General features: G+C 66.3%; 24 protein-coding genes. 9 read left to right on the top strand and 15 right to left on the bottom strand.

Annotated elements, in window-relative coordinates; all coding sequences use genetic code 11:
• Positions 1 to 11 precede the first annotated feature (11 nt).
• The gene (locus IEW49_RS02175; RefSeq protein WP_188641140.1) at positions 12 to 992 is read left to right on the top strand and encodes an asparaginase; all 981 of its coding nucleotides are present in this window, start codon (positions 12 to 14) and stop codon (positions 990 to 992) included.
• A gap of 2 nt (positions 993 to 994) precedes the next feature.
• On the opposite strand, the gene IEW49_RS02170 is transcribed toward IEW49_RS02175, so the two are convergent.
• Positions 995 to 1,978 (bottom strand): winged helix DNA-binding protein, encoded by a 984-nt coding sequence (locus tag IEW49_RS02170; protein ID WP_188641139.1) that lies wholly within the window; start codon positions 1,976 to 1,978, stop codon positions 995 to 997.
• Between the two features lie 118 nt (positions 1,979 to 2,096).
• Between IEW49_RS02170 and IEW49_RS02165 the strand changes: the two genes are divergently transcribed.
• Together IEW49_RS02165 and IEW49_RS02160 are read left to right on the top strand one after the other, a co-directional pair.
• Complete coding sequence (locus IEW49_RS02165; RefSeq protein ID WP_229658043.1) at positions 2,097 to 2,636, top strand: RNA polymerase sigma factor; 540 nt, start codon at positions 2,097 to 2,099, stop codon at positions 2,634 to 2,636.
• Positions 2,633 to 3,007, top strand: coding sequence for a DUF6768 family protein (locus tag IEW49_RS02160; protein ID WP_188641137.1), 375 nt, complete (start codon positions 2,633 to 2,635; stop codon positions 3,005 to 3,007). Before IEW49_RS02165 ends, IEW49_RS02160 begins: the two co-directional genes overlap by 4 nt.
• On the opposite strand, the gene IEW49_RS02155 is transcribed toward IEW49_RS02160, so the two are convergent.
• Both IEW49_RS02155 and IEW49_RS02150 read right to left on the bottom strand, forming a co-directional pair.
• Positions 3,004 to 3,546 carry a L,D-transpeptidase family protein gene (locus IEW49_RS02155; protein WP_188641136.1) on the bottom strand — a complete coding sequence of 181 codons (543 nt, stop codon included), beginning with the start codon at positions 3,544 to 3,546 and terminating at the stop codon, positions 3,004 to 3,006. The genes IEW49_RS02160 and IEW49_RS02155 overlap by 4 nt on opposite strands.
• Positions 3,547 to 3,606: 60 nt before the next feature.
• Positions 3,607 to 4,896 carry an adenylosuccinate synthase gene (locus tag IEW49_RS02150; protein WP_188641135.1) on the bottom strand — a complete coding sequence of 430 codons (1,290 nt, stop codon included), beginning with the start codon at positions 4,894 to 4,896 and terminating at the stop codon, positions 3,607 to 3,609.
• 345 nt (positions 4,897 to 5,241) lie between these two features.
• Here IEW49_RS02150 and IEW49_RS02145 point away from each other — a divergent pair, with 345 nt between their 5' ends.
• Complete coding sequence (locus IEW49_RS02145; RefSeq protein ID WP_188641134.1) at positions 5,242 to 6,057, top strand: aldo/keto reductase; 816 nt, start codon at positions 5,242 to 5,244, stop codon at positions 6,055 to 6,057.
• Between the two features lie 299 nt (positions 6,058 to 6,356).
• Here the strand turns inward: IEW49_RS02145 and serA are convergent, their stop codons facing one another.
• Both serA and IEW49_RS02135 read right to left on the bottom strand, forming a co-directional pair.
• Positions 6,357 to 7,940, bottom strand: a complete 1,584-nt coding sequence (serA, locus tag IEW49_RS02140; RefSeq protein ID WP_188641133.1) for a phosphoglycerate dehydrogenase — start codon at positions 7,938 to 7,940, stop codon at positions 6,357 to 6,359.
• Positions 7,941 to 7,985: 45 nt separating this feature from the next.
• On the bottom strand, positions 7,986 to 9,107 hold the full coding sequence (locus tag IEW49_RS02135; RefSeq protein ID WP_188641132.1) for a phosphoserine transaminase: 1,122 nt from the start codon (positions 9,105 to 9,107) through the stop codon (positions 7,986 to 7,988).
• A 202-nt stretch (positions 9,108 to 9,309) separates the two neighbouring features.
• Between IEW49_RS02135 and IEW49_RS02130 the strand changes: the two genes are divergently transcribed.
• Positions 9,310 to 10,044 carry an extensin family protein gene (locus IEW49_RS02130; RefSeq protein WP_229658042.1) on the top strand — a complete coding sequence of 245 codons (735 nt, stop codon included), beginning with the start codon at positions 9,310 to 9,312 and terminating at the stop codon, positions 10,042 to 10,044.
• Between the two features lie 12 nt (positions 10,045 to 10,056).
• Here the strand turns inward: IEW49_RS02130 and IEW49_RS02125 are convergent, their stop codons facing one another.
• From IEW49_RS02125 to IEW49_RS02095, 7 genes are all read right to left on the bottom strand, one after another.
• Entirely contained in the window at positions 10,057 to 10,755 is a 699-nt protein-coding gene (locus IEW49_RS02125; protein ID WP_188641131.1) for a response regulator transcription factor, read from the bottom strand.
• A gap of 200 nt (positions 10,756 to 10,955) precedes the next feature.
• Positions 10,956 to 11,708 (bottom strand): proteasome-type protease, encoded by a 753-nt coding sequence (locus IEW49_RS02120; protein ID WP_188641130.1) that lies wholly within the window; start codon positions 11,706 to 11,708, stop codon positions 10,956 to 10,958.
• A 365-nt stretch (positions 11,709 to 12,073) separates the two neighbouring features.
• Complete coding sequence (locus IEW49_RS02115; protein WP_308419703.1) at positions 12,074 to 12,871, bottom strand: transglutaminase family protein; 798 nt, start codon at positions 12,869 to 12,871, stop codon at positions 12,074 to 12,076.
• A gap of 38 nt (positions 12,872 to 12,909) precedes the next feature.
• Positions 12,910 to 13,854: an alpha-E domain-containing protein gene (locus IEW49_RS02110; RefSeq protein ID WP_188643052.1), complete on the bottom strand. Its 945-nt coding sequence runs from the start codon at positions 13,852 to 13,854 to the stop codon at positions 12,910 to 12,912.
• A 15-nt stretch (positions 13,855 to 13,869) separates the two neighbouring features.
• Positions 13,870 to 15,288, bottom strand: a complete 1,419-nt coding sequence (locus IEW49_RS02105) for a circularly permuted type 2 ATP-grasp protein (protein ID WP_188641129.1) — start codon at positions 15,286 to 15,288, stop codon at positions 13,870 to 13,872.
• Positions 15,285 to 16,085, bottom strand: a complete 801-nt coding sequence (locus IEW49_RS02100) for an esterase/lipase family protein (RefSeq protein ID WP_188641128.1) — start codon at positions 16,083 to 16,085, stop codon at positions 15,285 to 15,287. The genes IEW49_RS02105 and IEW49_RS02100 overlap by 4 nt, the downstream gene beginning before the upstream one ends.
• 94 nt (positions 16,086 to 16,179) lie before the next feature.
• Entirely contained in the window at positions 16,180 to 16,731 is a 552-nt protein-coding gene (locus tag IEW49_RS02095; protein ID WP_188641127.1) for a DUF3617 domain-containing protein, read from the bottom strand.
• 98 nt (positions 16,732 to 16,829) lie between these two features.
• On the opposite strand from IEW49_RS02095, the gene uvrB reads away from it, so the two are divergent.
• The 4 genes from uvrB (at position 16,830) to IEW49_RS02075 (ending at position 21,864) form a co-directional block, all read left to right on the top strand.
• Complete coding sequence (uvrB, locus tag IEW49_RS02090; protein WP_188641126.1) at positions 16,830 to 19,013, top strand: excinuclease ABC subunit UvrB; 2,184 nt, start codon at positions 16,830 to 16,832, stop codon at positions 19,011 to 19,013.
• A gap of 71 nt (positions 19,014 to 19,084) precedes the next feature.
• Positions 19,085 to 20,590 carry a S10 family peptidase gene (locus IEW49_RS02085; RefSeq protein ID WP_188641125.1) on the top strand — a complete coding sequence of 502 codons (1,506 nt, stop codon included), beginning with the start codon at positions 19,085 to 19,087 and terminating at the stop codon, positions 20,588 to 20,590.
• Positions 20,591 to 20,663: 73 nt separating this feature from the next.
• On the top strand, positions 20,664 to 21,212 hold the full coding sequence (locus IEW49_RS02080; RefSeq protein ID WP_188641124.1) for a hypothetical protein: 549 nt from the start codon (positions 20,664 to 20,666) through the stop codon (positions 21,210 to 21,212).
• Positions 21,213 to 21,285: 73 nt separating this feature from the next.
• Positions 21,286 to 21,864 carry a hypothetical protein gene (locus IEW49_RS02075; RefSeq protein ID WP_188641123.1) on the top strand — a complete coding sequence of 193 codons (579 nt, stop codon included), beginning with the start codon at positions 21,286 to 21,288 and terminating at the stop codon, positions 21,862 to 21,864.
• A 25-nt stretch (positions 21,865 to 21,889) separates the two neighbouring features.
• Here IEW49_RS02075 and IEW49_RS02070 read toward each other — a convergent pair whose 3' ends face one another.
• The 3 genes from IEW49_RS02070 to IEW49_RS02060 form a co-directional block, all read right to left on the bottom strand.
• The gene (locus IEW49_RS02070) at positions 21,890 to 22,507 is read right to left on the bottom strand and encodes a helix-hairpin-helix domain-containing protein (RefSeq protein WP_188641122.1); all 618 of its coding nucleotides are present in this window, start codon (positions 22,505 to 22,507) and stop codon (positions 21,890 to 21,892) included.
• A 95-nt stretch (positions 22,508 to 22,602) separates the two neighbouring features.
• Positions 22,603 to 23,328 (bottom strand): OmpA family protein, encoded by a 726-nt coding sequence (locus IEW49_RS02065; protein WP_188641121.1) that lies wholly within the window; start codon positions 23,326 to 23,328, stop codon positions 22,603 to 22,605.
• A 53-nt stretch (positions 23,329 to 23,381) separates the two neighbouring features.
• The gene (locus IEW49_RS02060; protein WP_188641120.1) at positions 23,382 to 24,971 is read right to left on the bottom strand and encodes a vWA domain-containing protein; all 1,590 of its coding nucleotides are present in this window, start codon (positions 24,969 to 24,971) and stop codon (positions 23,382 to 23,384) included.
• Positions 24,972 to 25,014 lie beyond the last annotated feature (43 nt).

Here is a 25,014-nt window from a genome sequence, read left to right as displayed (position 1 = left end):
GGGGCCGTGGCATGACGGCGAAACGACTTCTGGTCCTCGCAACGGGGGGAACAATTGCGGGACGGGCGGGATCGGCCACCCGGCGCGACTATCGCCCGGGGCAGATCGGAATCGAGGAATTCCTCGCCAATGCCGATTATCTCGAACTCGACGTCGAATTCGACGGCCAGCAACTAGCGGCGATCGGGTCGGAGAACATGTCACCCGCGATCTGGCGCGAAATTCATGCGGCGATCCTCGCAGGCTTCGCGGACGATGATGTCGATGCGATCGTGCTGACCCACGGGACTGATACCGCCGAGGAAACCGCGATCCTGCTCGATCTGACCCTGCCCAACACCAAGCCGGTGGTGATCGTGGGTGCGATGCGGCCCGCCGATGCCGTCGGCAGCGACGGACTGCGCAACTTCGCCAATGCAGTGCGTGTCGCAGCAGACGACGATGCCGCCGGGCGGGGCGTGCTGGTGGTGATGAGCGACCGCGTGCTCGCCGCGCGCGACGTGCGCAAGTCGCGCACCAGCGGCACCGATGCCTTTGCCGGGTTCCCGCGCGACGCGATCGCGCATGTCACGCCGAGCTCGCTCGAATGGTTCGGCCCGCCTTGGCGCGGCGAGGAACAGGCGCGCTTCGCCTTCCCGGACGAATTTCCGCAGGTCCCGGTGCTCTACGCCTATGCCGGCATGCCCGCCGATACCGTGACCCAGTGTCTCGCCGCGCATGCACAGGGAATCGTGCTGGCAGGGTTTGGCGAGGGCAACATGCCCGACGACGTGCGCGCGACGCTGGCCGAAGCCGCGAAAGGCGGTACCCCTGTGGTCCGCTCGACCCGGGTCGACATGGGGCTGGTCGACCGCGATCCAGACGACGATCGCAACCATTTCATCGCCGCGCGCGCGCTCGGCCCGGCCAAGGCCCGGATCCTGCTGCAATTGCTCCTCGCGAGCGGGATTACCGACCCGGCGCAAATCCAGGCGGCGTTCGACCGGCGCTGAGATCAGACCGCGAAGTCTCCATCGGATTCGCATGCGGCGAAATAGCGCGCCATGGCATCGGCCGCCTTGTCGGTCAGCATGACGAAGGCGCGGCGTCGGTCGATATCGTCCGCCACCCGTTCCACGAGCCCGGCCTGCTCGAGCTGGCCGATCCACCGAAGTGCCGTGGTCGCAGGCACGCCGCTGGCGATGCAGAGCGAGGTGACCGAAACGCGCGTGTGCTCGGCCCGGGCCGCTGTCAGGTCGAGCAACATGTCCCAGGCCGGATCGGCGAAGCAGATGCCGGGCAGGTGTTTCGCGCGAGCATGGCGGCGGGCGATCAACTGCCGCACGAGGCGGGGATCGGGCAGCGGAGGCCGCTGGCTGCGGATCAACGAGCGCTCGCCATCGTCCTTCTCGTGATGGAAATCCATCCCGGGGGATCGCAGCGCCAACCCGTTCCCTGTCGCGTTTCGGGAAATGAGGTCGAGCCGTTCGGCGATCGCCGCGACATGGCCCGTCAGCCGCTCCAGCGTTTCGCGATCCTCGTCGGACAGGTCGCGGACTCGCGCGCTCAGCCTGAGCCGTGCCTCGGCAAGCGCAACCAGCCGTTCGCCCTGTCCGGTATCGACCAGCCAGTGCACCTGCGACCGTTCGAAGCACAGGTAAAGCGCCTCGAGCGCATCGAGCGTAGTCGCGACCACCAGCCCCGCCCCGGCCCGCGCAACCCGCTCGTCGAGCCGAGCCAGCGCCGCCATCGCGCCCGCATCGGGCGCCCCGCAATCGACCACCACGACATCGCCCAGCACCGCCGGACCCGCTTCTAGGATCGCCGCCAGCGGGCCGCTGCCGGCCAGCCGGAAGCCGGCTTCGCCGAGATCGTCCTCGATTGCGCGCCTGGCCGCACTCTCGTCGGCGAACACCGACAAGCTGGCCTGCCATGCGCCGTCCCCGCTCTGCGCAGGTTCGTAAGCAAAGTCGGATACGGGCGATTCGACGGTCAGCATGCGAACAGAAATAGAACAGACCATGTTTTTGTCAAGAACACTCCGAAATGGAGTAATCCGATTGAACCTTTCGTGCCCCGCCCGCGACTATAGGATCGCAACAGGAGGGACTGCCGTTTTGACTGCTCACCGATCGACCGATGCGCTGCACGACGAATGGCTGGTGGTCCGCCTGCAGCAAGGTGACCGCGCGGCGGCGGGCGAACTCGCCGCGAATTGGCAACCGCGCCTGATGCGGACCGCGCGGCGCTATCTCGGCGAGGAGGCCGGGGTCGAGGCCAGCGTGCAGGAAAGCTGGCTGGCGATCCTGCGGGGGGTCGGTGGATTGCGCGATCCGTCGCGCTTCGCCCCGTGGGCGTTCGGGATCCTGCGTCGCAAATGCACCGACCGGGTGCGCCAGGCCGTGCGCGACCGCGGTCGCACTGTCGAGCTGGAAGACGCGCCGATCGCGCCGCCGCAGGAAGATGCCGCAGCGATCCGTGGTGCAATGGCCTCCTTGCCACCGGACCAGCGTTTCGCCGCGCAACTGTTCTACATCGAGGGGCTGACCCTCGCCGAGATCGCCGAAGCGCAGGACGTGCCGCAGGGCACCGCCAAGTCACGCCTTTTCCATGCCCGCCGCAAACTCAAGGCGGCCCTTTCAGGAGACGACCAATGACCGATATCGACAACCGTATCCGCGACGTCCTCGACGCCGACGACCGTGCCTTCCTCGACAGCCTCGACGACGATCGCGGCATGTTCCGCCAGATCGGCGACAGCATGCACGGCCCGCTCGCCGGGTGGGCGAAGTTCAGCTTCGCGCTGGCCTTCGCGATCGGGATCGGGCTCGCCTACGCCTTCTACCGCGCTGTCACCGCCGGCACCACCGACGCCATGCTCGGCTGGGGCCTGACGACGATCGGGCTGCTGATCATGCAGGGCTTTCTCAAGGAATGGCTGTTCGCGCGGATGAACATGCTTTCGATCCTGAGCGAGGTGAAACGGCTGCAATGGCAGGTCGCGCAACTCGAGAAGGCGCGCGACTAGGGCCGGATTTCGATCGGCGTACCGTCGGGCACGGTCTGCCACAGCTCCTCGATCTCGGCATTGGAGAGCGCGATGCAGCCGTCGGTCCAGTCGTAAGCTATCTTCTGCCCCTCGGGCGATCCGTTGGGCTGGCCGTGGATGAAGATGTCGCCGCCCGGCGAGCGACCGAAGCGCTTGGCATAGGCGCGGTCGGCGGCGTTGGGATAGTCGATCTTGAGGCTCAGGTGAAAGGAGGATTGCGGGTTGCCGTAGGCGATCCGATAGCGCCCCTCGGGCGTGCGCTCGTCGCCCTGAAACTGCTTGTGCCCCTGCGGCGCATCGCCGAACGCGAGGTCGCGATAGGTGCGTACCGCCCGTCCCTCGCGGAACAGCGTCAGCGTCCGGTCCGACTTGTCGACGAGGATGAAGTCGACATTCTTCGTGACGTCGAACGGCTTGTCGATCGACCGCGCGGCGGGCACCCGCTCGACCACCGGGGCCTCGGGCGCGGCGCAGGACGCGAGCGCGAGGGCGGAGAGGATGGCGGCGGCGAATCGCATTCGGTTACGCTATCTCCTGGCCGTTAACGCACCCTTGCCCACCCCGCTCCAGGACGAGCATCAATCCATGAACGGATCGCGCACCAGGATCGTGTCGTCGCGTTCGGGACTGGTGGAGACCAGCGCCACCGGCGTCTCGATCAGTTCCTGCACGCGCTGGATATACTTGATCGCGTTGGCCGGCAGGTCGGCCCAGCTGCGCGCGCCGGCGGTGCTTTCGCTCCAGCCTTCCATTTCCTCGTAGATCGGCTCGACCGCGGCCTGGTCCGCCGCGTGGGAGGGGAAGTAGTCCATGATCTTGCCGTGGAGGCGATAGCCGGTGCAGATCTTCACCGTTTCGAGCCCGTCGAGCACGTCGATCTTGGTCAGCGCGATGCCCGTGACGCCGCTGATCGCGCAGGTCTGGCGAACCAGCACCGCGTCGAACCAGCCGACCCGCCGCTGGCGCCCGGTGACGGTGCCGAACTCGTGGCCGCGTTCGCCCAGAAGCTGACCGACCTCGTCGTCGAGCTCGGTCGGGAACGGGCCGGAGCCGACGCGGGTGGTGTAGGCCTTGACGATGCCGAGCACGAAGCCGGTCGAATTCGGCCCCAGCCCGCTGCCGCTCGCCGCGGTGCCGCTGACCGTGTTCGAGCTGGTGACGAAGGGATAGGTCCCGTGATCGATGTCGAGCAGCACGCCCTGCGCGCCTTCGAACAGGATCCGCGCCCCGGCCTTGCGCACCTTCTTCAGCCGCTTCCACACCGGCTGCGCGAACTGGAGCACGAAATCGGCGATCTCTCGCAGGTCGCCGAGCAGGCGCTCGCGATCGACCGGCGGCTCGTCGAACCCGGCGCGCAACGCGTCGTGATGCGCGCACAGGCGATCCAGTTGCGGCGTGAGGTCGTCGAGATGGGCGAGGTCGCACACGCGGATCGCGCGGCGGCCGACTTTGTCTTCGTAGGCCGGGCCGATCCCGCGCCCGGTGGTCCCGATCTTGCCGGCGCCTGCAGCGGTTTCGCGCATCCCGTCGAGATCGCGGTGGATCGGCAGGATCAGCGGGCAGTTGTCGGCGATGGCGAAATTGTCGGCAGTGATCGTCACCCCCTGCCCCTCGAGCTTCTCGATTTCCGACTTGAGGTGCCACGGATCGAGCACCACGCCGTTGCCGATGATCGAGAGCGTCCCGGTGACGATGCCCGACGGCAGCAGCGAAAGCTTGTAGGTGGTGTCGCCGACGACGAGCGTGTGGCCGGCATTGTGCCCGCCCTGGAAGCGCACGACCGCATCGGCGCGGCTCGCGAGCCAGTCGACGATCTTGCCCTTGCCCTCGTCGCCCCATTGCGCGCCGATCACGGTGACGTTTGCCATCTATTCCAGTCCTGTCGGTAGTTACGGACGCGCCCTAGCAGACGGGGCGCAGCGGGCAAGCTTGGAGGGGTGCATGGACCGCCGAAGTAGGAGCTTTGCAAAACTCATGCCCGCCGGAAAATTGGGCCATTCCAGTATCTTGCCCCACACCTCCGCTTCGCAAGTGTAACCTTCGGCCAATTCTCCGCTGCACCGCCTTTGTGATCCGATGAACATGCACGCGCGACGTGCCCTCCATTCTCCCGGCAATCGATCGCACCTGCTTCATGCCTGCGAACCTATGCTTCACCCGCGAAGTAGGAAACCCCGCCGCGCCCATGCGTTGCCCCACAAAAGGAGCAATACATGACCCAGACCCCCACCCTCTCGCTCAACGACGGCCGCAACATCCCGCAGCTGGGCTTCGGGACCTACCAGATCGACAACGACGATGCGGCCGAGGCGGTCTCGACCGCGCTCGACGTGGGGTACAAGCTGGTCGATACCGCCGCGATCTACGGCAATGAGGAAGGCGTCGGCGAGGGGCTGGGGAGCCATCGCGACATCTGGTTGACGACCAAGATCTGGAACGAGAGCCAGGGCTACGAGCGCGCCAAGGCGGCCTTCGCCAAGTGCCTCGCGCGGCTCGATCGCCCGGTGGTCGACCTCGTGCTGATCCACTGGCCGTGCGCCGAGAACGACAAGTATGTCGAGACGTGGAAGGCGATGATCGAGATGCGCGAGGCCGGGACCGCGCGCAGCATCGGCGTGTCGAACTTCCAGCCCGATCATTTGAAACGGCTGGTCGACGAGACCGGCGAAGTGCCCGCGCTCAACCAGATCGAGCTGCACCCCTCGTTCCAGCAGCGCGACTTGCGCAAGCTGCACGACGAGATGGGGATCGTGACGCAAAGCTGGTCGCCGCTCGGCCAGGGCAACGGGCTCGACAACGAGACGATCAAGGCGATCGCCGAAGAGACCGGCCAGAACGCCGCCGCGGTGATCATCCGCTGGCATATCCAGCACGGTCTCGCGGTGATCCCCAAGGCCAGCAGTCGCGACCACATCGCCGCCAATTTCGAGGCGCTCCGGTTCGAACTTTCCGACGACCAGATGGCGCGGATCGACGCGCTGGATGACAAGGACGGGCGGATCGGGCCGCATCCGGATGAGTTTTGTTGAGGGGAGTTTTTGTGGTTACGGACCCGCATCCGCGGGTCCATCCTCGGTGCTGTGCCCTCCGCTTCGCTCCGAGGCACCTGCGGGCGGGCGGTCGCCCTTGCCTCGGCCTGTTCGGCCTCGGACGACCGTCTCGGTCGGGTCCGCTTGGTTCTACGCCAGCGAAATCCGTCCTGAATCTGCGCGCGGTAGCGCGCACGCGGGCGACCGCACGGGCCAACGGCCAACCCAAGCAGCGCGGATGCGCTGCGCCCGGCATTTGACGGTCTAAACAAACAACTCCCGATGGGCGGGCATAACCACTAAAACGACAACCCCTTCACCCGCTTCACGCTTTCGAGCTTGCACGCGGCATCGATCACGTCCTGGCCGATCGGCTGGTCGACGCTCAGCAGCAGCACCGCTTCGCCGGTCGCCGCGCGACGGCCGAGGTTGAAGTTGCCGATATTGATGCCGTGATCGCCCAACAGCGAGCCGATCCGGCCGATGAAGCCGGGCGTGTCCTCGTTGACGATATACATCATCTCCTTTTCGAGCGCGGCCTCGATATTGACCCCGGCGAGCTCGACCAGCCGCGGGGCGTCGCTGCCGAACAGCGTGCCCGCGACCGAGCGCTTGCCCTTCTCGGCGACATAGGTGACGCGCAGCAGCGTGTGGTAGGTGCCCTCGCGCTGGTTGCGGATCTCGCTCACTTCGAGCCCGCGTTCCTTCGCGAGGTAGGGCGCGTTGACCATGTTCACCGACTGCGAATAGCGCCCCATGATGCCTGCCAGCACCGCGGCGGTGATCGGCTTCTGGTTCAACTCCGCCGCCGCGCCCTCGACCTCGATCGCGACGCTCGAGATGTTGCCGGTCGCGATCTGGCCGACCAGCGATCCGAGCTGTTCGGCGAGCGCCATGTAGGGCTTCAGCTTGGGCGCTTCCTCGGCGCTGAGGCTCGGCACGTTGAGCGCATTGGTGATCCCGCCGGTGGTCAGGTAATCGGCCATCTGTTCGGCGACCTGGATCGCGACGTTGACCTGCGCCTCGGTGGTCGAGGCGCCGAGATGCGGGGTGCAGATGAAATTGGGCGCGTCGAACAGCGGGCTGGCGGTGGCCGGCTCGGTCTCGAACACGTCGAGCGCCGCGCCGCCGACCTGGCCGCTGTCGAGCGCATCCTTCAACGCCGCCTCGTCGATCAGCCCGCCGCGCGCGCAATTGACGATGCGGACGCCGGGCTTGGTCTTCGCCAGCGCCTCGGCGGAGAGGATGCCGCGCGTCTCGTCGGTCAGCGGGGTGTGGAGCGTGATGAAGTCGGCGCGCGCGAGCAGCGTGTCGAGATCGACCTTCTCGACGCCCATCTCGACCGCGCGATCGGCGGTAAGGTAGGGATCGAAAGCGATCACCTTCATCCTTAGGCCGAGCGCACGCGCGGCGACGATACTGCCGATATTGCCCGCACCGACCAGGCCGAGCGTCTTTCCGGTTAGCTCCACGCCCATGTATTTCGACTTGGGCCATTCGCCCGCCTTGGTCTCGCGATCGGCCATCGGGATCTGCCGCGCGAGCGCGAACAGCATGGCGATCGCGTGTTCGGCGGTGGTGATCGAATTGCCGAAGGGCGTATTCATCACCACCACACCGCGCGCGCTGGCGGCGGGGATATCGACATTGTCGACCCCGATGCCCGCGCGACCGATGACCTTCAAATTGGTCGCCGCCTCCAGGATATCCTCGGTGACCTTGGTCGCGGAACGGATCGCGAGGCCGTCATATTCGCCGATCACGGCCTTCAATTCCTCGGGCGTCATGCCGGGTTTGACGTCGACCTCGCAGCCATTGGCGGCGAAGATCTCGGCGGCCTTGGGATCCATCTTGTCGGAGATGAGCACTTTGGGTTTGGTCATTCTTGTAACCTCTTGGATTCCCGCCGCCGCGGGAATGACGATGAATTACTGTTTCGCGGTTTCGTAAGCCCAGTCGAGCCACGGGCCGAGCGCTTCGATATCGGCGGTGTCGACTGTCGCGCCGCACCAGATCCGCAGTCCCGGCGGGGCGTCGCGATAGCCGGCCACGTCGTAGGCCGCGTCCTGCTCTTCGAGCAGCGCCGCCATGCGCTTGATCATGTCGGTATCGGCACCCTCGACGGTCAGGCACACGCTCGTGTTCGAACGGCTCGCCGGGTCTGCCGCGAGATGGCCGAGCCAGTCTCGCTCCTCGACGATCTTGCCCAGCGCCGCCGCATTGGCATCGGCACGCGCCTTCATCGCGGAGAGCCCGCCGATCCCCTTGGTCCATTCGAGCGCCCAGATCGCATCCTCGACCGCGAGCATGGAGGGGGTGTTGATCGTCTCGCCGCTGAACACGCCCTCGATCAGCTTGCCGCCCTTGGTCAGGCGGAAGATCTTGGGCAAAGGGCGATCGGGGGTGAAGGCTTCGAGCCGTTCGACCGCGCGCGGGCCGAGCACCAGCACGCCATGCGCGCCTTCGCCGCCCAGCACCTTCTGCCAGCTGAAGGTCAGCACATCGACCTTGTCCCAGGCGATGTCCTGCGCGAACACCGCGCTGGTCGCATCGGCGATCGAGAGGCCGATGCGATCCTCCGCGATCCATTCGCCATCAGGCACGCGCACGCCGCTGGTGGTGCCGTTCCAGGTGAAGACGACGTCATGGCTCCAGTCGACCCGACCGAGGTCGGGCAATTCGCCGTAATCGGCGCGCAGCACGGTGGGATCGATCTTCAACTGCTTGACCGCATCGGTCACCCAGCCCTCGCCGAAACTTTCCCACGCGAGCGTGGTGACGGGGCGCGCGCCCAGCAGGCTCCACATCGCCATTTCGACCGCGCCGGTATCCGATGCGGGCACGATCCCGATGCGGTGCGTGTCGGGCACCTCGAGCACTTCGCGAATCAAATCGATGCAATATTGCAGGCGCGCCTTGCCGAGCTTCGAGCGATGCGAACGCCCGAGTACCTCGGTGGCGAGCTTGGCAGGATCCCAGCCCGGCGGCTTGGCGCAGGGTCCGGACGAGAAATATGGGCGCGCAGGCTTGCGCGCTGGTAGGTCGGTCATTTCAAAACTCTCCTTGCAGAGAGCACGCGCGGCGTTGGGACCGCGTGGCCCGACGACCGGCCTAATGGCTCCCGGCTTTTGTGCAAGTGCGAAACGCCTCCCATGCACAGGTGGTCCTCCCGCGCGGCCCGCAACACGGTAAAATGCCCGTTAACCGCGTTCGCTTGCTCATTCTTTCCCAAGTCCGGTCCAGAACGATGGCATGTTCAAGCACATCGCATCGCTGTCGCTGGTAACCTTGTTGGGGGCCTGTTCGATCATTCCCGACGGCATGATGGGCGCGTCCGAGTCCTCGGCGAACCCTTCCTACGCCGTGAAATCGAGCGACCCGACCTATCGGCGGCCCGCACCGCAGATCGACCGCAGCTTCGGCGGATCGACCCAGCTGCCGCCGGTCACCGCCGGGCGCTGCGTCGCCCAGCTCGGGGCGAGCAAGGCCGATTTCACGCCGCTGCCCGACAAGTATTACGGCGCCGGCTGTGCCACGGTCGACAGCGTGCAACTGGTGGGGCTGCAGGGCGATTCGCGCGGGTTCCAGGTCAGCAATCTCGGCCCTGTATCCTGTCCGCTCGCGGAGAAATTCGCCGGCTGGGCGCGCTACGGGGTCGATCGCGCCGCGCGCCAGATGCTCGGCGCATCGCTGGTCCGGATCGAGACGCTGGGCAGTTATTCGTGCCGCAACATCGCCGGGTCCTCGCGCCGCAGCGCGCACGCCACCGCCGAGGCGATCGACGTGTCGGGCTTCGTCCTCTCGGACGGGCGGCGGATCACGCTGGAAAGCGACTGGGACGGCGGCGATGCCGACGAGCGCGAATTCCTGCGCGTGGTGCAGGACAGCGCGTGCAAGCGGTTCGGCACGGTGCTCGGCCCGCGCTACAACGCGGCGCACCGCGATCACTTCCACCTCGAACTGGGGGGCGGCAGCTACTGCCGCTGACCTGGCGAGCGGTCAGGACGCGGTTAGCCCGTCCGCCTTTCGCTTGCCCTCCCGATCGCTCGGCAGGCCGAGGATCGAGGGCGAGGTTTGCTCGCCGGCATCCGAGGGTTCGAGCCCGGCCTCGACGCTCATCCGGACCGCGGCCGCCGAATGATCGCAATCGAGCTTCTGCATCATGTTGTGGCGGTGGATCTCGACCGTGCGCGGGCTGATCCCGAGCTCGCGCGCGATCAGCTTGTTCGACTGGCCCGAGGCGAGGAGATCGAGCACCTCGCGTTCGCGGCGGCTCAGCTCCTCGATCCGGCGCCGCGCAGCGATCGCGCGCCGACGGCTGGCGGCGATGGCGGCTGCCTCGGCCTCGATCGTCGCGAGCTTCGAGGCGAGCGCTTTGGTCGAAAAGGGCAGCGCGATGTAATCGAGCGCACCGGCCTTCACCGCAGCGACCGCGTGCTCGAGCGAGGGAGTCTCGCTCACCGCGACCACGGGCAGCCAGCATCCCTTGCTCGCCAGCGCCTCGATCAGGCGCTCGCTGCGGCCGCCATCCTCGCTCTCGGAGACGAGCACGAGCCCTTCGCCCGGCGCACGGACAGCGAGTTCGTCGGAGCTTTCGTAGAGTTCGGCGTGGCGCCCGAGATCGTAGGCGTGGCGTGCGAGCGTGGCGCGCTCGCGGCTGCTCGACGCGACGATGTGGATGGTGCCTGCATGGTCCATGGACTCTACCTGCCGTTGGCGGCTGGAGCAGCAGGAACCGTCAATCGTCCCCTCGGGACATGATATCGGCGAAAGTGCCCGCACAGCCGCGGAATGCGTTGCTACCAACGCAAATTATTCCCGACCCATTAACAAACTTATTAAGTGCCTGCACCCGAACAATTGCCTCTCGCAGCCCGATGATCGGGTTTCCGAGACGGTCAATCCTCCATGTCGTAGAAACTGTAGTCGGGCAGGTTGTTGAAGGCCTGGCGCAGCGACTCGCTCCACTGTCCCGATAGCGAACGGACGTAGGTGTCGTTGCCGTCGAAGCGACGCTGGTGGAGCGGTTCGTCGAAAGAATCTTTTTCCAAGACCATGCAATCTAACGGCATTCCGACAGAAAGATTTGCAGCGATAGTGGAATCGAAACTTACGAGGAGCAATTTGACCGCATCTTCGAAGCTCATGTCGCGATCGTAACCGCGGAGCAGGATCGGACGCCCATATTTCGTTTCACCGATCTGGAAGAAGGGTGTTTCACGCGAGGCCTCGATGAAATTTCCTTCCGGATAGACGAGGAACAGCCGCTGCTCCATCCCGGCGATCTGCCCGGCGAGGATGATCGAGGCGGAAAAGCTGCGCGTCCCTTCGCGGTCGTTCGCCTTCTGCCGTTCGGCGACGGTCTTGCGCAGCAGCTTGCCGACTTCGGTCGCGACCTGGAACATCGTCTCCGCACCGAACAGCGCGTTCTCGCGCTCGTCGGGGGCCTTGGTGCGCTCCTCGAGCTGGCTGATCACCGCCTGCGTGGTGGCGAGATTGCCCGCGGTCATCAGTGCGATCGAACGCTCGCCCGGCACACGGAAATGGAACATCTTGCGGAACACCGAAATGTTGTCGACGCCCGAATTGGTCCGCGTGTCGCTCATCAACACGAGCCCCTTTTCGAGCATCAGTCCGCAGCAATAGGTCATGAAGGTTTTCCTCCTTGTTTGAGGTAAGGACGGGAAGCTGGTGCGGTATGTTCCCGAGATGAGTCTTTTGTGGTTACGCCCGCGCATCCGCACGGGCATCCTCGGTGCTGTTCCCTTCGCTACGCTACGGGGCACCTGCGGGCGGCCGGTCGGCCTTGCCTCGGCCTAGTCGGCCTCGGGCGACCGCCTCGGTCGTGTCCGCCAGGCGCTTGATCGCAATATCCGTCCTCAATTTGCGCGCGGCAGCGCGCACGCGTGCGAGCCCACGCACGGGCCGGTCAGGCCCGGAAGCCTAAGGGGCCGTATGGCCCCGCCGGCGCTTGAGGCCAAACAAATGACCCGCGAATGCGGGTCCGCAACCGATATCACTGCTGCTGCTGTTCCACACTGAGCCGCACTTCGAGCCCGCTATCGCGCGCGCCCTGCGTCCGGCCGGTGATCGGCGCGGCCTCGCGATAATCACGCCCGGTAGCGACGCGGACATAGCGTTCGTCGGGGCTGATACCGTTGGAAATATCGAACCCGACCCAGCCGAGCCCCTCGACATGGGCCTCGGCCCAGGCGTGGCTGGCCTCCTGGTCGACGCGGTCGTTCATCATGAGGTAGCCGCTGACATAGCGCGCCGGCACGTCGAGTTCGCGCGCCAGTCCGAGGAAGATATGCGCATGGTCCTGGCACACGCCGGTGCCTGCCGCCATCGCCTCTTCCGCGCTGGTCGTGGCATGGGTCGCGCCCTTCACGTAGCCGACCTGGTCGCGAATCGCGGCCGACAATTCGTGCAGCAGGCCGACATCGCGCGCCTTGCTGCTGTCGAACTCGCCTAGCAGCGCCTTCATCGCGCGGCCGGGACGGGTCTTGTCGCTGTTGGTACAGAAGGCCCAAAGCGGCAGGTGCCCGGCATGCTTGCCGATCACTCCGGCATAATCTGCGGTGTCGACCTCGCCCTCGCACGAGACCACGACCTGCTCGACCCCCTCGTCGACCGACACGAGCGTGATGTGGTTGTGGTTCTGGTCCTCGTATTCGAGCTGCCGCGTGCCGCCCTCGACGCTCATCTGCCAGTCGAGGATCGTCTGGCCCTGAGTCGTCTTCGGCGTCAGCCGCAGGCGCTGCAGCCCGTAATGCGCGGGCGCGTCGAATTCGTAATGGGTCTCGTGGCGGATCTTGAGGCGGATGGGCGATGCTCCTTGGTGTGGTCGGCCTATTCGATAAAGCGGTAATCGCGCGCGATCGCGTCGGCGAGGCGCTGGTTGTCGGACAGGAAGCCGAGGATGAACTGGTGGAGGCCCTCGTCGATGATCTCCCCGACCGACAGGTCCGAGAGCCGCGTATCGATATCGCGCAGCAGGATATGCGCATCGGTTTCCTCGCCGTAAGCCTCGGCGAGGCTCGCCATGTTGCTGCGGATCTTGCCGTAGGCGAAGGCGAGGCTGCGCGGGAAACGGCGGTCGAGGATGAGGAAGTCGGCGAGGCTCTTCGCCTCGACCCCGACATGGTTGAGCCAGCGATAGGCGCGGTCGCCGCCGACCGAGCGCAGCACGCTGTCCCACTGGATGTTGTCGAGGCTGCCACCGACATGGCTGAGCGTGGGCAGCAGCAGGTAGTATTTGACGTCGAGGATGCGCGCGGTGTTGTCGGCGCGTTCGATGAAGCCGCCGATGCGCGCGAAATTGAACACGTCGGTGCGCAGCATCGAGCCTTCCATCGCCCCGCGCACCAGAGTCGCCTCGCGCCGGATCGCGTTGATCACGTCGCCGAGCTGGGTCTGCTGGACCGGCGCGGACAACAGGTCGCGCACCTCCATCCAGCTTTCGTTGATCGTCTCCCACAACTCGCGGCTGATCATGTTGCGCACCGCGCGGGCATTGGTGCGGACGTTCTCGACCATCGACAGCACGCTTTGCGGGTTCTTCCTGTCGCGCAGGACGAAATTCCACGCCTGGATGCCGGTATAGGTGCCGTGCTCGGCCTCGTAAGCCCGCCGCATTCCCGCGGTCTGGATGACCGAGCGCCATTCCTCCTGGCTAGTGAACTCGTCGCGCGTCATCGCCATGCGGAAACCGGCCTCGAGCAGGCGCGCCGTGTTCTCGGCCCGCTCGAGATAGCGGAACATCCAGAAGATGGAGTTGGCGTTCCGACCGAGCATCATGGCATCACCCGATCAGTCATCGAGCACCCAGGTGTCCTTGGTCCCGCCGCCCTGCGAGGAATTGACCACGAGGCTGCCCTGTTTGAGCGCGACCCGCGTGAGTCCGCCGGGCACGAGGTCGATCTTGTCGGGCGAGACCAGCACATAGGGCCTGAGGTCGACATGGCGCGGGGCGAGGCCCTGACGGGTGAGGATCGGGACGGTCGAGAGCGACAGCGTCGGCTGCGCGATATAACCCTGCGGATTGGCCTCGAGCTTGGCGCGGAATTCGCGCAGCTCCTTCTTCGACGCGGCGGGGCCGATCAGCATGCCGTAGCCGCCCGAACCGTGGACTTCCTTGACCACGAGCTCCGCGAGGTTGTCGAGCACGTATTTGAGGCTGTCCTCGTCCGAACAACGCCATGTCTCGACGTTCTTCAGCTTGGGTTTCTCACCGGTATAGAACTCGACGATCTCGGGCATGTAGCTGTAGATCGCCTTGTCGTCGGCGATCCCGGTGCCGGGCGCATTCGCGATCGTGATCCCGCCCGAGCGGTAGACGTCCATGATGCCGGCCGCGCCCAGCATGCTGTCGGGATTGAAGGTGAGCGGATCGAGGAATTCGTCGTCGACCCGGCGATAGAGCACGTCGACCGCGCGCCAGCCGCGCGTGGTGCGCATGGCGATCTTGCCGTCGACCACGCGCAGATCGCTGCCCTCGACGAGCTCGGCACCCATCTGATCGGCGAGGAAGGCGTGTTCGTAGAACGCCGAATTGTAGATCCCCGGCGTCAGCACGCCGAGCTTGGGCCGGCCTTCGCAGCGCTCTGGCGCGCAGGCGGCGAGGCTGCGTGCGAGACGGCGCGGATAGTCCTGCACCGGGCGCACCCCGACCCGCGTGAACAGCTCGGGGAACATCGCCATCATCGTCTCGCGGTTTTCAAGCATGTAGGAGACGCCGGAGGGCGTGCGGGCATTGTCTTCGAGCACGTAGAATTCGTCGGGGCCGGTGCGCACGAGGTCGGTGCCGACGATATGGGTGTAGATCCCGCCCGGCGGGTTGAAGCCCACCATTTCGGGCAGGAACGCGTCGTTGTCGCGGATCAGCCGCTCGGGCATGATCCCGGCGCGCAGGATTTCCTGCTTGTGGTAGATGTCGTGCATGAAGGCGTTCAATGCCCGCACGCGCTGTTCGATGCCCTTTTCGAGGCTGCGCCATTCGCGCGCGGCGATGATCCGCGGCACCATGTCGAACGGGATCAGCCGTTCCTCTGCCGCGTCCTCGCCATAGACGTTGAAGGTGATCCCGGTCTTGCGGAAGACGCCTTCGGCCTCCTTGGCCTTCTTGCGCAGCCAGCTCGCGTCCTGCTGCCAGAACCACTTGTCGTAATCGGCATAGGCCTCGCGCACTTCGCCCTCGGGCATGCGCATTTCGTCGAAGAATTCGCTCATGCTTCGTCGCGCCCGCGCGGCTCGTCGTCGAGTTCTGCAGCGATCGCCTCGATCGAATCCTTCTCGTAGCAGAACCCCATATGCGAGCAGCGCAGCGCCACCTCGCGGTCGCGCTCGTCGGGTCGGCCGCGCGCGCAGCTGGCATGGACGATCCCGTCGGCCGGGCTCCACAGCGCGACCGTCTCGACCGGTGGCTTGGCATGGACATCGGCCTCGATCGGCGGGCTGTGCACGGCGTGGCCGGTCACCAGAGGGTAAATCCGCCAGAGATTGTTGTTGCGCGGGTCGCCGGAAAAGGGCGAGCCGAGCGTCACGACCTTGGCGACCTTTTCGGGATGGCGCTTGGCCAGTTCGCGGGCATAGATCCCGCCGAGGCTCCAGCCGACGAGATGAAGCTGTTCGCCCTTCCTCTCGAATACCTTTTCGAGCCGGCGTTCGAGCTTGTCGAACACTTCGGGCGAGGGCCCGAGATTGTAGCCCATGCCCCAGCGCTTGACCCGGTGTCCCGCGCGTTCGAGCTGCTGCGCCATGTAGCGCATGCGCCACGGATGCGCGCCGAAACCGGGGATCAGCATCACCCGCTTGGGCCTCGCCGCCGGGCGGATGTCGGGCTTGGCCCGCGCGCGCTTGATCGGCTCGAGCATGTAGTTGAACTCGGACAGGAAGCGGCGCAGCGGCGGCTTGCGGAGCTTCGCATCGTCATAGGGCTCGCGCGCGAGATCGATCCGGCGCGACGCTTCCTCGGCGAAAGCGCGCAGCCCGGTCTGGTTGGTCTTGTCGGTTTCAGCCGCGGCCATTGCGCCGTCCATCGCCCCGTTTGTTGGTTGCTTGGAATTCGAACGCCGCAGGGCGGCTATGTTTCCGAGAGCATCGACGCAACGCGACCCGTGCCTAGCCTTCGCAGTCCCCGATGCGCTCCTGCCGCGACCTTGTCTTGATGGTCATCGACTGTCCCTGGGGCCCGCGCGCATCCATCGTCATCGTCATGTCGGACGAGGTGCGGGTACCGGTCCCCTGCATCGCAATGCGGACCTCGCCGCGTTCGGACCCGCGGCAGGTCATCACCGCGTCGATCGATCCGCCGTCGGCGTCGAATTTCTCGAACGCGCAATCGGCGTCCTCCTGCGTCTGGCGGGCCATTTCCTCGAAGCCCTTCTCGGCCTGCTCCCGAGTCAGGCAGAAGGTGCTGGTCTCCTCACCGCCGCCCATCATGCCCTTCATCATGTCGCGCACCGCGGGCGGTGCGCCGGGCATCTGCATGTCGATCATCTCGGTGGTGGCGCGGTACAGGCCCGGCTCGGGCCGGACCATCTCGTCAGATTTCGCGGCGGCTTCCTCGAGGCTGATCTCGCCGTCGCCATCGGCGTCGGCATCGGGACTGCCGCAGGCCGCGAGCGCGAAAGCAGCAGCGGTGAAGGTGGCGAACAATACGGGACGGCGCATGCGAACTCTCCCCTGATGTCTAGGGCGCAAGGCTAGCACGCCTCGCCATATCCTCAAGCGCGTTGCAGCCTGCGCCTGTGTTCCCCATATGTGCGCGCATGGCAGAACTGATCATCCGGCGCGGCCTCGAAGAACCCGATACCACCGGAGAGTTCGTCCCGCACAAACCCGCGCGTCCCGAGAAATCGATGCCGGGAAAGAAATTCGAGCTGGTTTCGGATTACGAGCCCGCGGGCGACCAGCCGACCGCGATAAGGGAGCTGGTCGAGGGAATCAGGAGCGACGAGAAGAGTCAGGTGCTGCTCGGCGTGACCGGCTCGGGCAAGACCTTCACCATGGCCAAGGTGATCGAGGAAACCCAGCGTCCCGCGCTGATCCTCGCGCCCAACAAGATCCTCGCCGCGCAGCTCTACGGCGAGTTCAAGAGCTTCTTCCCCAACAACGCGGTCGAGTATTTCGTCTCCTACTACGACTACTATCAGCCCGAAGCCTACGTGCCCCGGTCGGACACCTATATCGAGAAGGAAAGCTCGGTGAACGAGGCGATCGACCGAATGCGCCACTCGGCCACCCGCGCGCTATTGGAACGCGACGACGTGATCATCGTCGCCTCGGTCTCGTGCCTCTACGGTATCGGCTCGGTCGAGACCTATTCGGCGATGATCTTCGACATCAAGAAGGACACGCAGGTCGACCAGCGCGAGCTGATCCGCAAGCTCGTCGCGCTGCAATACAAGCGCAACGACGCCGCCTTCGCGCGCGGCAATTTCCGCGTGCGGGGCGACAATCTCGAAATCTTCCCCTCGCACTACGAGGACATGGCGTGGCGCATCTCGTTCTTCGGCGACGAGATCGAGGAGATCAGCGAATTCGATCCGCTCACCGGCAAGAAGGGGGCGAGCCTCGACAAGGTGCGGATCTACGCCAACTCGCACTACGTCACGCCCGGCCCGACGATGAAGCAGGCCTCCGAGGCGATCAAGTTCGAGCTCGCCGAGCGGCTCAAGGAGCTCGAGGCCGAGGGCAAGCTGCTCGAGCACCAGCGCCTGGAACAGCGCACCAATTTCGATCTCGAGATGATCGCCGCGACGGGCTCCTGCGCGGGGATCGAGAACTATTCGCGCTTCCTCACCGGGCGCCTACCCGGCGAGCCGCCGCCCACCCTGTTCGAATACCTTCCCGACAATGCGCTGCTGTTCGTCGACGAAAGCCACCAGACGGTGCCGCAGGTCGGCGCGATGGCGCGCGGGGACCATCGCCGCAAGCTGACGCTGGCCGAATACGGCTTTCGCCTGCCATCCTGCATCGACAACCGCCCGCTGCGCTTCAACGAGTGGGACGCGATGCGCCCGCAGACCATCGCGGTCTCCGCCACGCCGGGGAGCTGGGAGCTGGAGGAAACCGGCGGCGTGTTCGCCGAGCAGGTGATCCGCCCCACCGGGCTGATCGATCCGCCGGTCGATATCCGCCCGGTCGAGGACCAGGTCCAGGATTGCATCGAGGAGTGCAAGAAGACCGCCGCCAACGGCTACCGCACGCTCGTCACCACGCTCACCAAGCGGATGGCGGAGGACCTCACCGAATTCATGCACGAGGCGGGCGTGAAGGTCCGCTACATGCACTCCGACGTAGAGACATTGGAGCGCATCGAGCTGATCCGCGACTTGCGGCTCGGCGTCTACGACGTGCTGGTCGGCATCAACCTGCTGCGCGAGGGGCTCGACATCCCCGAATGCGGGCTCGTCTGCATCCTCGATGCCGACAAGGAAGGCTTCCTGCGCTCCGAAACCTCTCTGATCCAGACGATCGGCCGCGCCGCGCGCAACGTGGATGGCCGGGTGATCCTCTACGCCGACCGCATCACCGGTTCGATGGAACGCGCGATGGCCGAGACCGAGCGCCGGCGCGAGAAGCAGCGCGCCTATAACGAGGAACACGGGATCACCCCGCAGACGATCAAGCGCGCGATCGCCGACATCACCGCCCATGCGAACAAGGAGGAGGACGGTACTGCCGAGGAGACCCAGAGCCTCGTCGGGCACAACCTCCGCGCCTATATCGAGGACCTCGAGAAAAAGATGCGCGCCGCCGCCGCCGACCTCGAATTCGAGGAAGCCGGCCGCCTGCGCGACGAAATCCGCAAGCTCGAGAACGACGAGCTCGGCCTCGGCGACGGCGAGAAGAAGGCCCCGCTGGTCGGGCGCAGCGACGCCGGGCGACCGGGCACCCGCAAGACGCGCTACGGCAAGACCCGCTACAAGAAGATGGGCGGCAAACCCTGATCGACGGGCGCATTTGACGCGGCCGTTGCGCGATGGGCATAGGTCGCTGCGAACAAGGGGGAAGAACCGTCATGACATACCGCCCGATCCTCGCCAGCCTTTGCGCCGCAAGCCTGCTCGCCCTTTCGGCCCAACCGGCCCTGGCGCAGGACGCCGAAAAGGAAGCACCGGCCGAGACGATCGAGCCGCAGGTCAAGTCGCGCGACCTGTCCGGCACCTTCGGCGGGCAGCGGATCAGCTACACCGCGACGATCGGCGAGACCGTGCTCACGTCCGACAAGGGCGAGCCCGAGGCGGTGATCGTCACCACCAGCTACGTGAAGGACCCGAAGGACACGTCGCGCCCGGTGTTCTTCATCTACAATGGCGGGCCGGGTTCGGGCTCGGTGTGGCTGCAGATGGGCGCGTTCGGGCCGAAGCGGGTCGCGATCCCTTCCGATGCGCGCGACGACGGCGCGCCGCCCTATCCATTGGTCGACAACCCCGACAGCCTGCTCGACGTCGCCGACCTCGTCTTCATCGACCCGCCGGGCACCGGGTTCAGCTACCTGACCGACGAGGCCGATCCGGAAGACTATTACGGGTTGCGACAGGATGCGCGCGCGGTCGCCGAGGTGATCCGGCGCTGGATCAACGACAACGGCCGCTGGGGCAGCCCCAAATATCTCGGCGGCGAAAGCTACGGCACCACCCGCACCGCGATGGTGGTCGATGAACTCGAAGGCGCGACCTACAACGATGTCGGCCTCAACGGGCTGATCCTGATCTCGACGATCCTCGATTTCGCCGCGCGCGAGCCCACCCCGGGCAACGAGATGGCCTACATCGTCACCCTGCCCAACATGGCGGCGGCGGCCTATTACCACGGCAAGGTGCAGGCGCCCTCGGTCGAGGCGATCGCCGAGGAGGCGCGGCAATTCGCGATCGGGCCGTTCGCCACCGCGCTGCTCAAGGGGCAGGACCTGCCCGATGCCGAGCGCGCCGCGGTGCGCGCCGAGCTTTCGCGCCTCACCGGCCTGTCCGAGCGATATCTCGACCAGGCCAACCTGCGAGTCACCAGCCAGCGCTTCTACAAGGAATTGCTGCGCGATCGCGGGCTCACCATCGGGCGGCTCGATGCGCGATACACCGGCGAGGATTACGACGATGCCGGCGAGACCCCCGATTCCGACCCGAGCTTCTACGGGATCGACGCGGGCTATACCGCCGCGATCAACCAGTGGGCGCGCGAGACGCTCGGCTTCGAGACCGATCGCGGCTACAACTCGATCGGCAGCGAGCCGGGGCGCAACTGGGACTGGTCGCTGCCGGGCCAGGGCCGCAACGCCTATCTCAACGTCGCCCCTTTCATCGGCCGCGCGATGCGCCAGAACTCGCAGCTGCGGGTCTTCAACGCGCAGGGCTGGTACGATTTCGCGACCCCGTTCTTCGGCGCCGAATATTCGTTGAAGCGCATGGGCATCCCGCAGGATCGCGTCACGTATGAATATTACGACGCGGGCCACATGATGTATATCCGCGACGAGGACCGGGCAAAGCTGTCGGCCGATATCCGCGCCTTCATCCGCAACCGCTGACGTGCGCGCCGCGCCGGAACAGGCGCGCCGACGATCAGTTTGTGGAGCGAAGGATCGAACGAGGGAGATTACGATGCGCAGCGCCCTTCTAGCAGCGACCATGCTGGCTCTCGCCGCCTGTTCTTCCGGAGAAGACACCGCGGACGACACCATCGTGCCCGACGAGGCGGAAACGAGCGCGCCCGCCTTCGATCCCACCGTCGACAGCGAGAGCGAGGAAGGCGAGGACGGGCGGCGCTGGTATTACAAGAGCGAGAGCCAGTCCGCGCTCTACGGCCCGCCCGACAGCGAGGGCATGCTGACGCTGCGCTGCGATTCACCCGATGAGGGCGACAAGCGCGTGCTGTTCAACTGGTTCGCCCCGGGCGCGACCGCCGGCGAAGCCCGGATCCTCGAAGTACGATCGGGCGGCGAGCTGTTCCGCGCCGATGTCGAGGGCGTCGAGACCGAGCTCGGCACCGGCGCCATGTGGCGCGCGACGCTCGACCCGGCGGGCGACGAAGCCGGCCTCCTGCTCGACACGCCCGACCCGCTCAGCATCCGGCTCGACGATGGGGCGGATTACGAGATCCGCGTGCCCACCGCCGAGCAGATGCGACAGGTGATCCGCGACTGCCGCTAGGTGTGTCGAGGCCGGGGAAAGCCCCGTCGGCGCGCTTCACAGCCTGTCCGGCGCGGCCTAAACCGCGCCTTCCATGAAGCGCGCCCTACCGTTCATCCTGCTCCCCCTGCTTGCCGCCTGTTCGGGCGGCGACCGCGCGGCGGGCGAAGACCAGGCCGATTACGAGGTGCGGGTGCCGCTGGTCACCAACACGCCCTCGCCCGTTCCGGCCCCGCCCGCTCCCGAGCAGCCCGACGACGCCGAATGGCGCGAGGGTAGCGACGGAAGAATCGAATTCGGGGTCGAGGGATCGCCGCCGCTGCTCTCGATGGCCTGCGAAGAAGGCGCCTTCGGGGTCACCCGGATCGCGATGACACGGCACTGGCATGCGCCGCAGGGCAAGGCCGCGCTGCTCGCGTTGGTGGGCAACCTCCGGTTGCGGATCCCGGTCGATGCCCAGCCGCCCGACCGCTGGACGGGGAGTCTCGAGTCCGAGGATCGCCGCTGGCGGATCCTCGAGGATCGCTTCAGCGCGACACTGCCGGGCGGAGGCCTGCTGCGCCTTCCCGCCAGCCCGCTGACGCGCGAATTGCTGCGCAGCTGCCGCGCCGAGAGCGAAGACCTCGAAGAGGCGGCCGAACCGCCGGTCGCAGACGAGACCGAGGCCGAGTGAGGCTCTTCGGCCCGCGCGGGCGAGGTCAGACTTTCCCGAACCTGGCCTCGTAGGCAGCGCGATCGCCCGCTTCGAGCAGCCTGGCCTGCTCGACCCAGTTGTCGCGCCGGATACGGCCCGAAAAGCGTCCGAGCTGGCCGTCGATCCGGTCGATATCCTCTTCGCTCCACGCCGCGATCTGGGCGATGCTGGTCACGCCCATTTCGGCGAGCTGGGTGCGCAGCTTGGGGCCGACCCCCTTGATCTTGGCAAGTTCGTCGGCGGAACCGGCATCGGCCGCCCCCGCAGTTTCGGCCTGGGATTGCGGCGTCGCGGGCGGGGTTTCGGCTTCTGGTTGCTTGGCCCTGGCCGCCGCGGCGGCAGCCTTGTCCTCGGCAAGGTGCACTTCGGTCTCGTCCTCGCCCCCCGCGGCCGACACCACGGTCCCCGATCCGGCGAGCTGGTCCATCGCCGCGGCAGCGGGCGGCGCGTCAATCAGCGCCTGGTTGCGGTTGGCGGGGGCCGCGCCTTCGTCGAGCACGTCGGGCGAGACATGGCGCTCGCGCTCGGGCTTCTTGCGACCGAACAACCACCACGCGACGAACACACCCAGTGCCAGCACCAGCAGCAGCGCTACCCAGTGCGTTTCGATCAGTTCAGCCATCGCTCTTACCCCTGTTCCAGATGAGCAATCCCAGCCCGAAACCGATCGTATAGGCGATCAGGGCGAGGACCATGATTTCGGCGAGTAGCGGCATCTCAACCGGCTCCCGGTGTGTCTACGGCAGTCGGCACGAGTGGCGCTTTCTGCAGCAATTCGAATTCGATCCGCCGGTTGGCGGGGTCTGTCGGGTCGAGACCTTCGACGGGTTCTTCCGAGCCCTTCCCCTCGACCACGAATTCCACGGCGGGAATGCCGCGCCGCGCAAGCGCCAGGCGGACGCGGTCGGCGCGGCGTTCGGATAGGGCGAGGTTCACCGCCGCATCGCCGCTATCGTTGGTATGGCCGATGATTGCGATCCGGCTGCCGATACAAGGCTTGAGCGCGTCGGCCACCTCGTCAAGCAGCGCGGCGCTGGTCGGATCGAGCCGCGCGCTGGCCTCGGCGAAGCGGATCGTCCGTGTCTTGAGGATGGCATCGATGCGCCGCTCGCAAAACAGCGGATCCTCGGCCGCGGCCTGGGTGATCTGGCGACGCTCTTCGCGCCGCCAGTACGGCCCGCCTACGCCCGGTAGAGCGGACACAGCCAGCGCCAGCCGGCGGCGCTCGTCGGGATGGAGATCGCGCGCGCCCGACAGTTCGGGATGGCGCGAATAGGATCCGTTGCGGGTGCGGAAGTCGACCGTGACCGCACCTTCGGTCACCGCCGCAGCCTGCGCTTCGAGCCCGGCCATGAAGGCAGGCGAGAGCGCCGCGTGGCTGGCGGCGGCAATGCCCAGCGCGGCAAGCGCGCCGGCGGCGAGGATCATGGGGCGGGAGGCCATCGCCCCTGCGATAGCGCCCCCGCACCCGGTGCTCAACACGCTGTTGCGTCGGATCAATCCATGCCGGCGCTGGCTTCGACCAGCTTGACGAATTCGGCGCGGTAGAAATCGCGCTGCGGCCCGACCAGCGAGACGATCTGGCGCGGGCCGAAACCGTTCAGCAATTCGTCGCCGCGCAGGTACTGGCCGAAGGCGGCGACCCCGGCGGCGAAGGCGAAATCGCCCTGCGCGCGCCCGGCCCGGTCGAGCATCGCGGCCGGGACCGCACGCTCGACCAGCGTCGATCGATCGCCGTCGGGGAGTTTGTACCGCAGCTTGATATAGGCCATATCGGTGCCGCTGCCCGTGCTCTCGGCCTTGTTGCCGTCATAGCGCCGCTCTCCGATCCAGCCGGTTTTCGAGGCGGGCACCACCTCGTACAGCGCGGTAACCTGGTGGCTTGCACCGATCTCGCCCGCATCGACCCTGTCGTTGTCGAAATCCTGCTCGCGCAGCGCCCGGTTCTCGTAGCCGATCAGGCGGTATTGCTTGACGAATTTGGGGTTGAATTCGACCTGGATCTTCACGTCCTTGGCGATCGTGAACAGGGTCGAGCTCATCTCCTCGCCGAGCACCTTGCGAGCCTCGAGCGCGCTGTCGATGTAGGAGTAGTTGCCGTTCCCCTTATTGGCGATCTGCTCCATCAGCGCCTCGTTGTAATTGCCGCTGCCGAAGCCGAGCACCGACAGCGTGACGCCGGTATCGCGTTCCTTCTCGATCCGTTCGACCAGGGCGTCGGGATCGGAGATACCGACGTTGAAATCGCCGTCGGTACCGATGATCACCCGGTTGACCCCGCCCTCGATGAAATTGGCGCGCGCGGTCTGGTAGGCGAGCTGGAGCCCGGCCCCGCCCGCGGTCGAACCGCCCGCGGAAAGCTGGTCCAATGCGGCCTTGATCTCGCGCGGATCGTTGGTCGGATCGAGCGCCAGTCCGGCGGCGCCGGCATAGACCACGATCGAGACGCGGTCCTCGTCGCGAAGGTTGTCGACCAGTCCTTTGAGCGCGGTCTTGAGCAGCGGCAGCTTGTCGGGACTGTTCATCGAACCCGACACGTCGAGCAGGAAGACGAGGTTGGCCGCCGGGCGCTGGTCGCGGGGCAGGTCGTAACCCTGGAGACCGATCCGCAGCAGGCGGGTATCCTCGTTCCACGGCGTCTGCGCGACCGCAGTCGCGACCGAGAACGGAGTCGAGCGATCCTGCGGCTTGGCGTAATCGTAGCGGAAGTAGTTGACGAATTCCTCGGTCCGCACCGCCGCCTTGGGCGGGCGCCGCCCGTCGCGCAGGTAGCGCCGCGTATTGGCGTAGGCGCCGGTGTCGACATCGACCGCGAAGGTGGAGACCGGCTCGTCCGCCACGCGCTTGACCGGGGAAACCTCCTCGCCGTCGTACCGTTCGCTATCGGCTTCCATCGGCACGATCACCGGGGGAACCGCCATCGCGGCGCGTTCGGCCATCATCGCCGGAGGCGGTGGCGGCGGCGAGTAGACGCCGGCGCTGTCGGTCTGGACGGCACCCTCCTCGATCGCCTCGTCTCCCGAAGCGCAGCCCGCCACCAACGCGATCGTTGCCACCGCAATCGCGAATTTCGTCGCCTTTTTCATCTCTCCCACTCCTTCTTCCTCATCGTTCTCCCGCGATGAAAGG

The sequence above is a fragment of the Pseudoblastomonas marina genome, from assembly GCF_014641655.1.
GTDB classification, from domain to species: domain Bacteria; phylum Pseudomonadota; class Alphaproteobacteria; order Sphingomonadales; family Sphingomonadaceae; genus Alteriqipengyuania_A; species Alteriqipengyuania_A marina.
The sequence above is the reverse complement of the archived record's forward strand: the minus strand, read 5'-3'. Positions and strand labels throughout refer to the sequence as shown.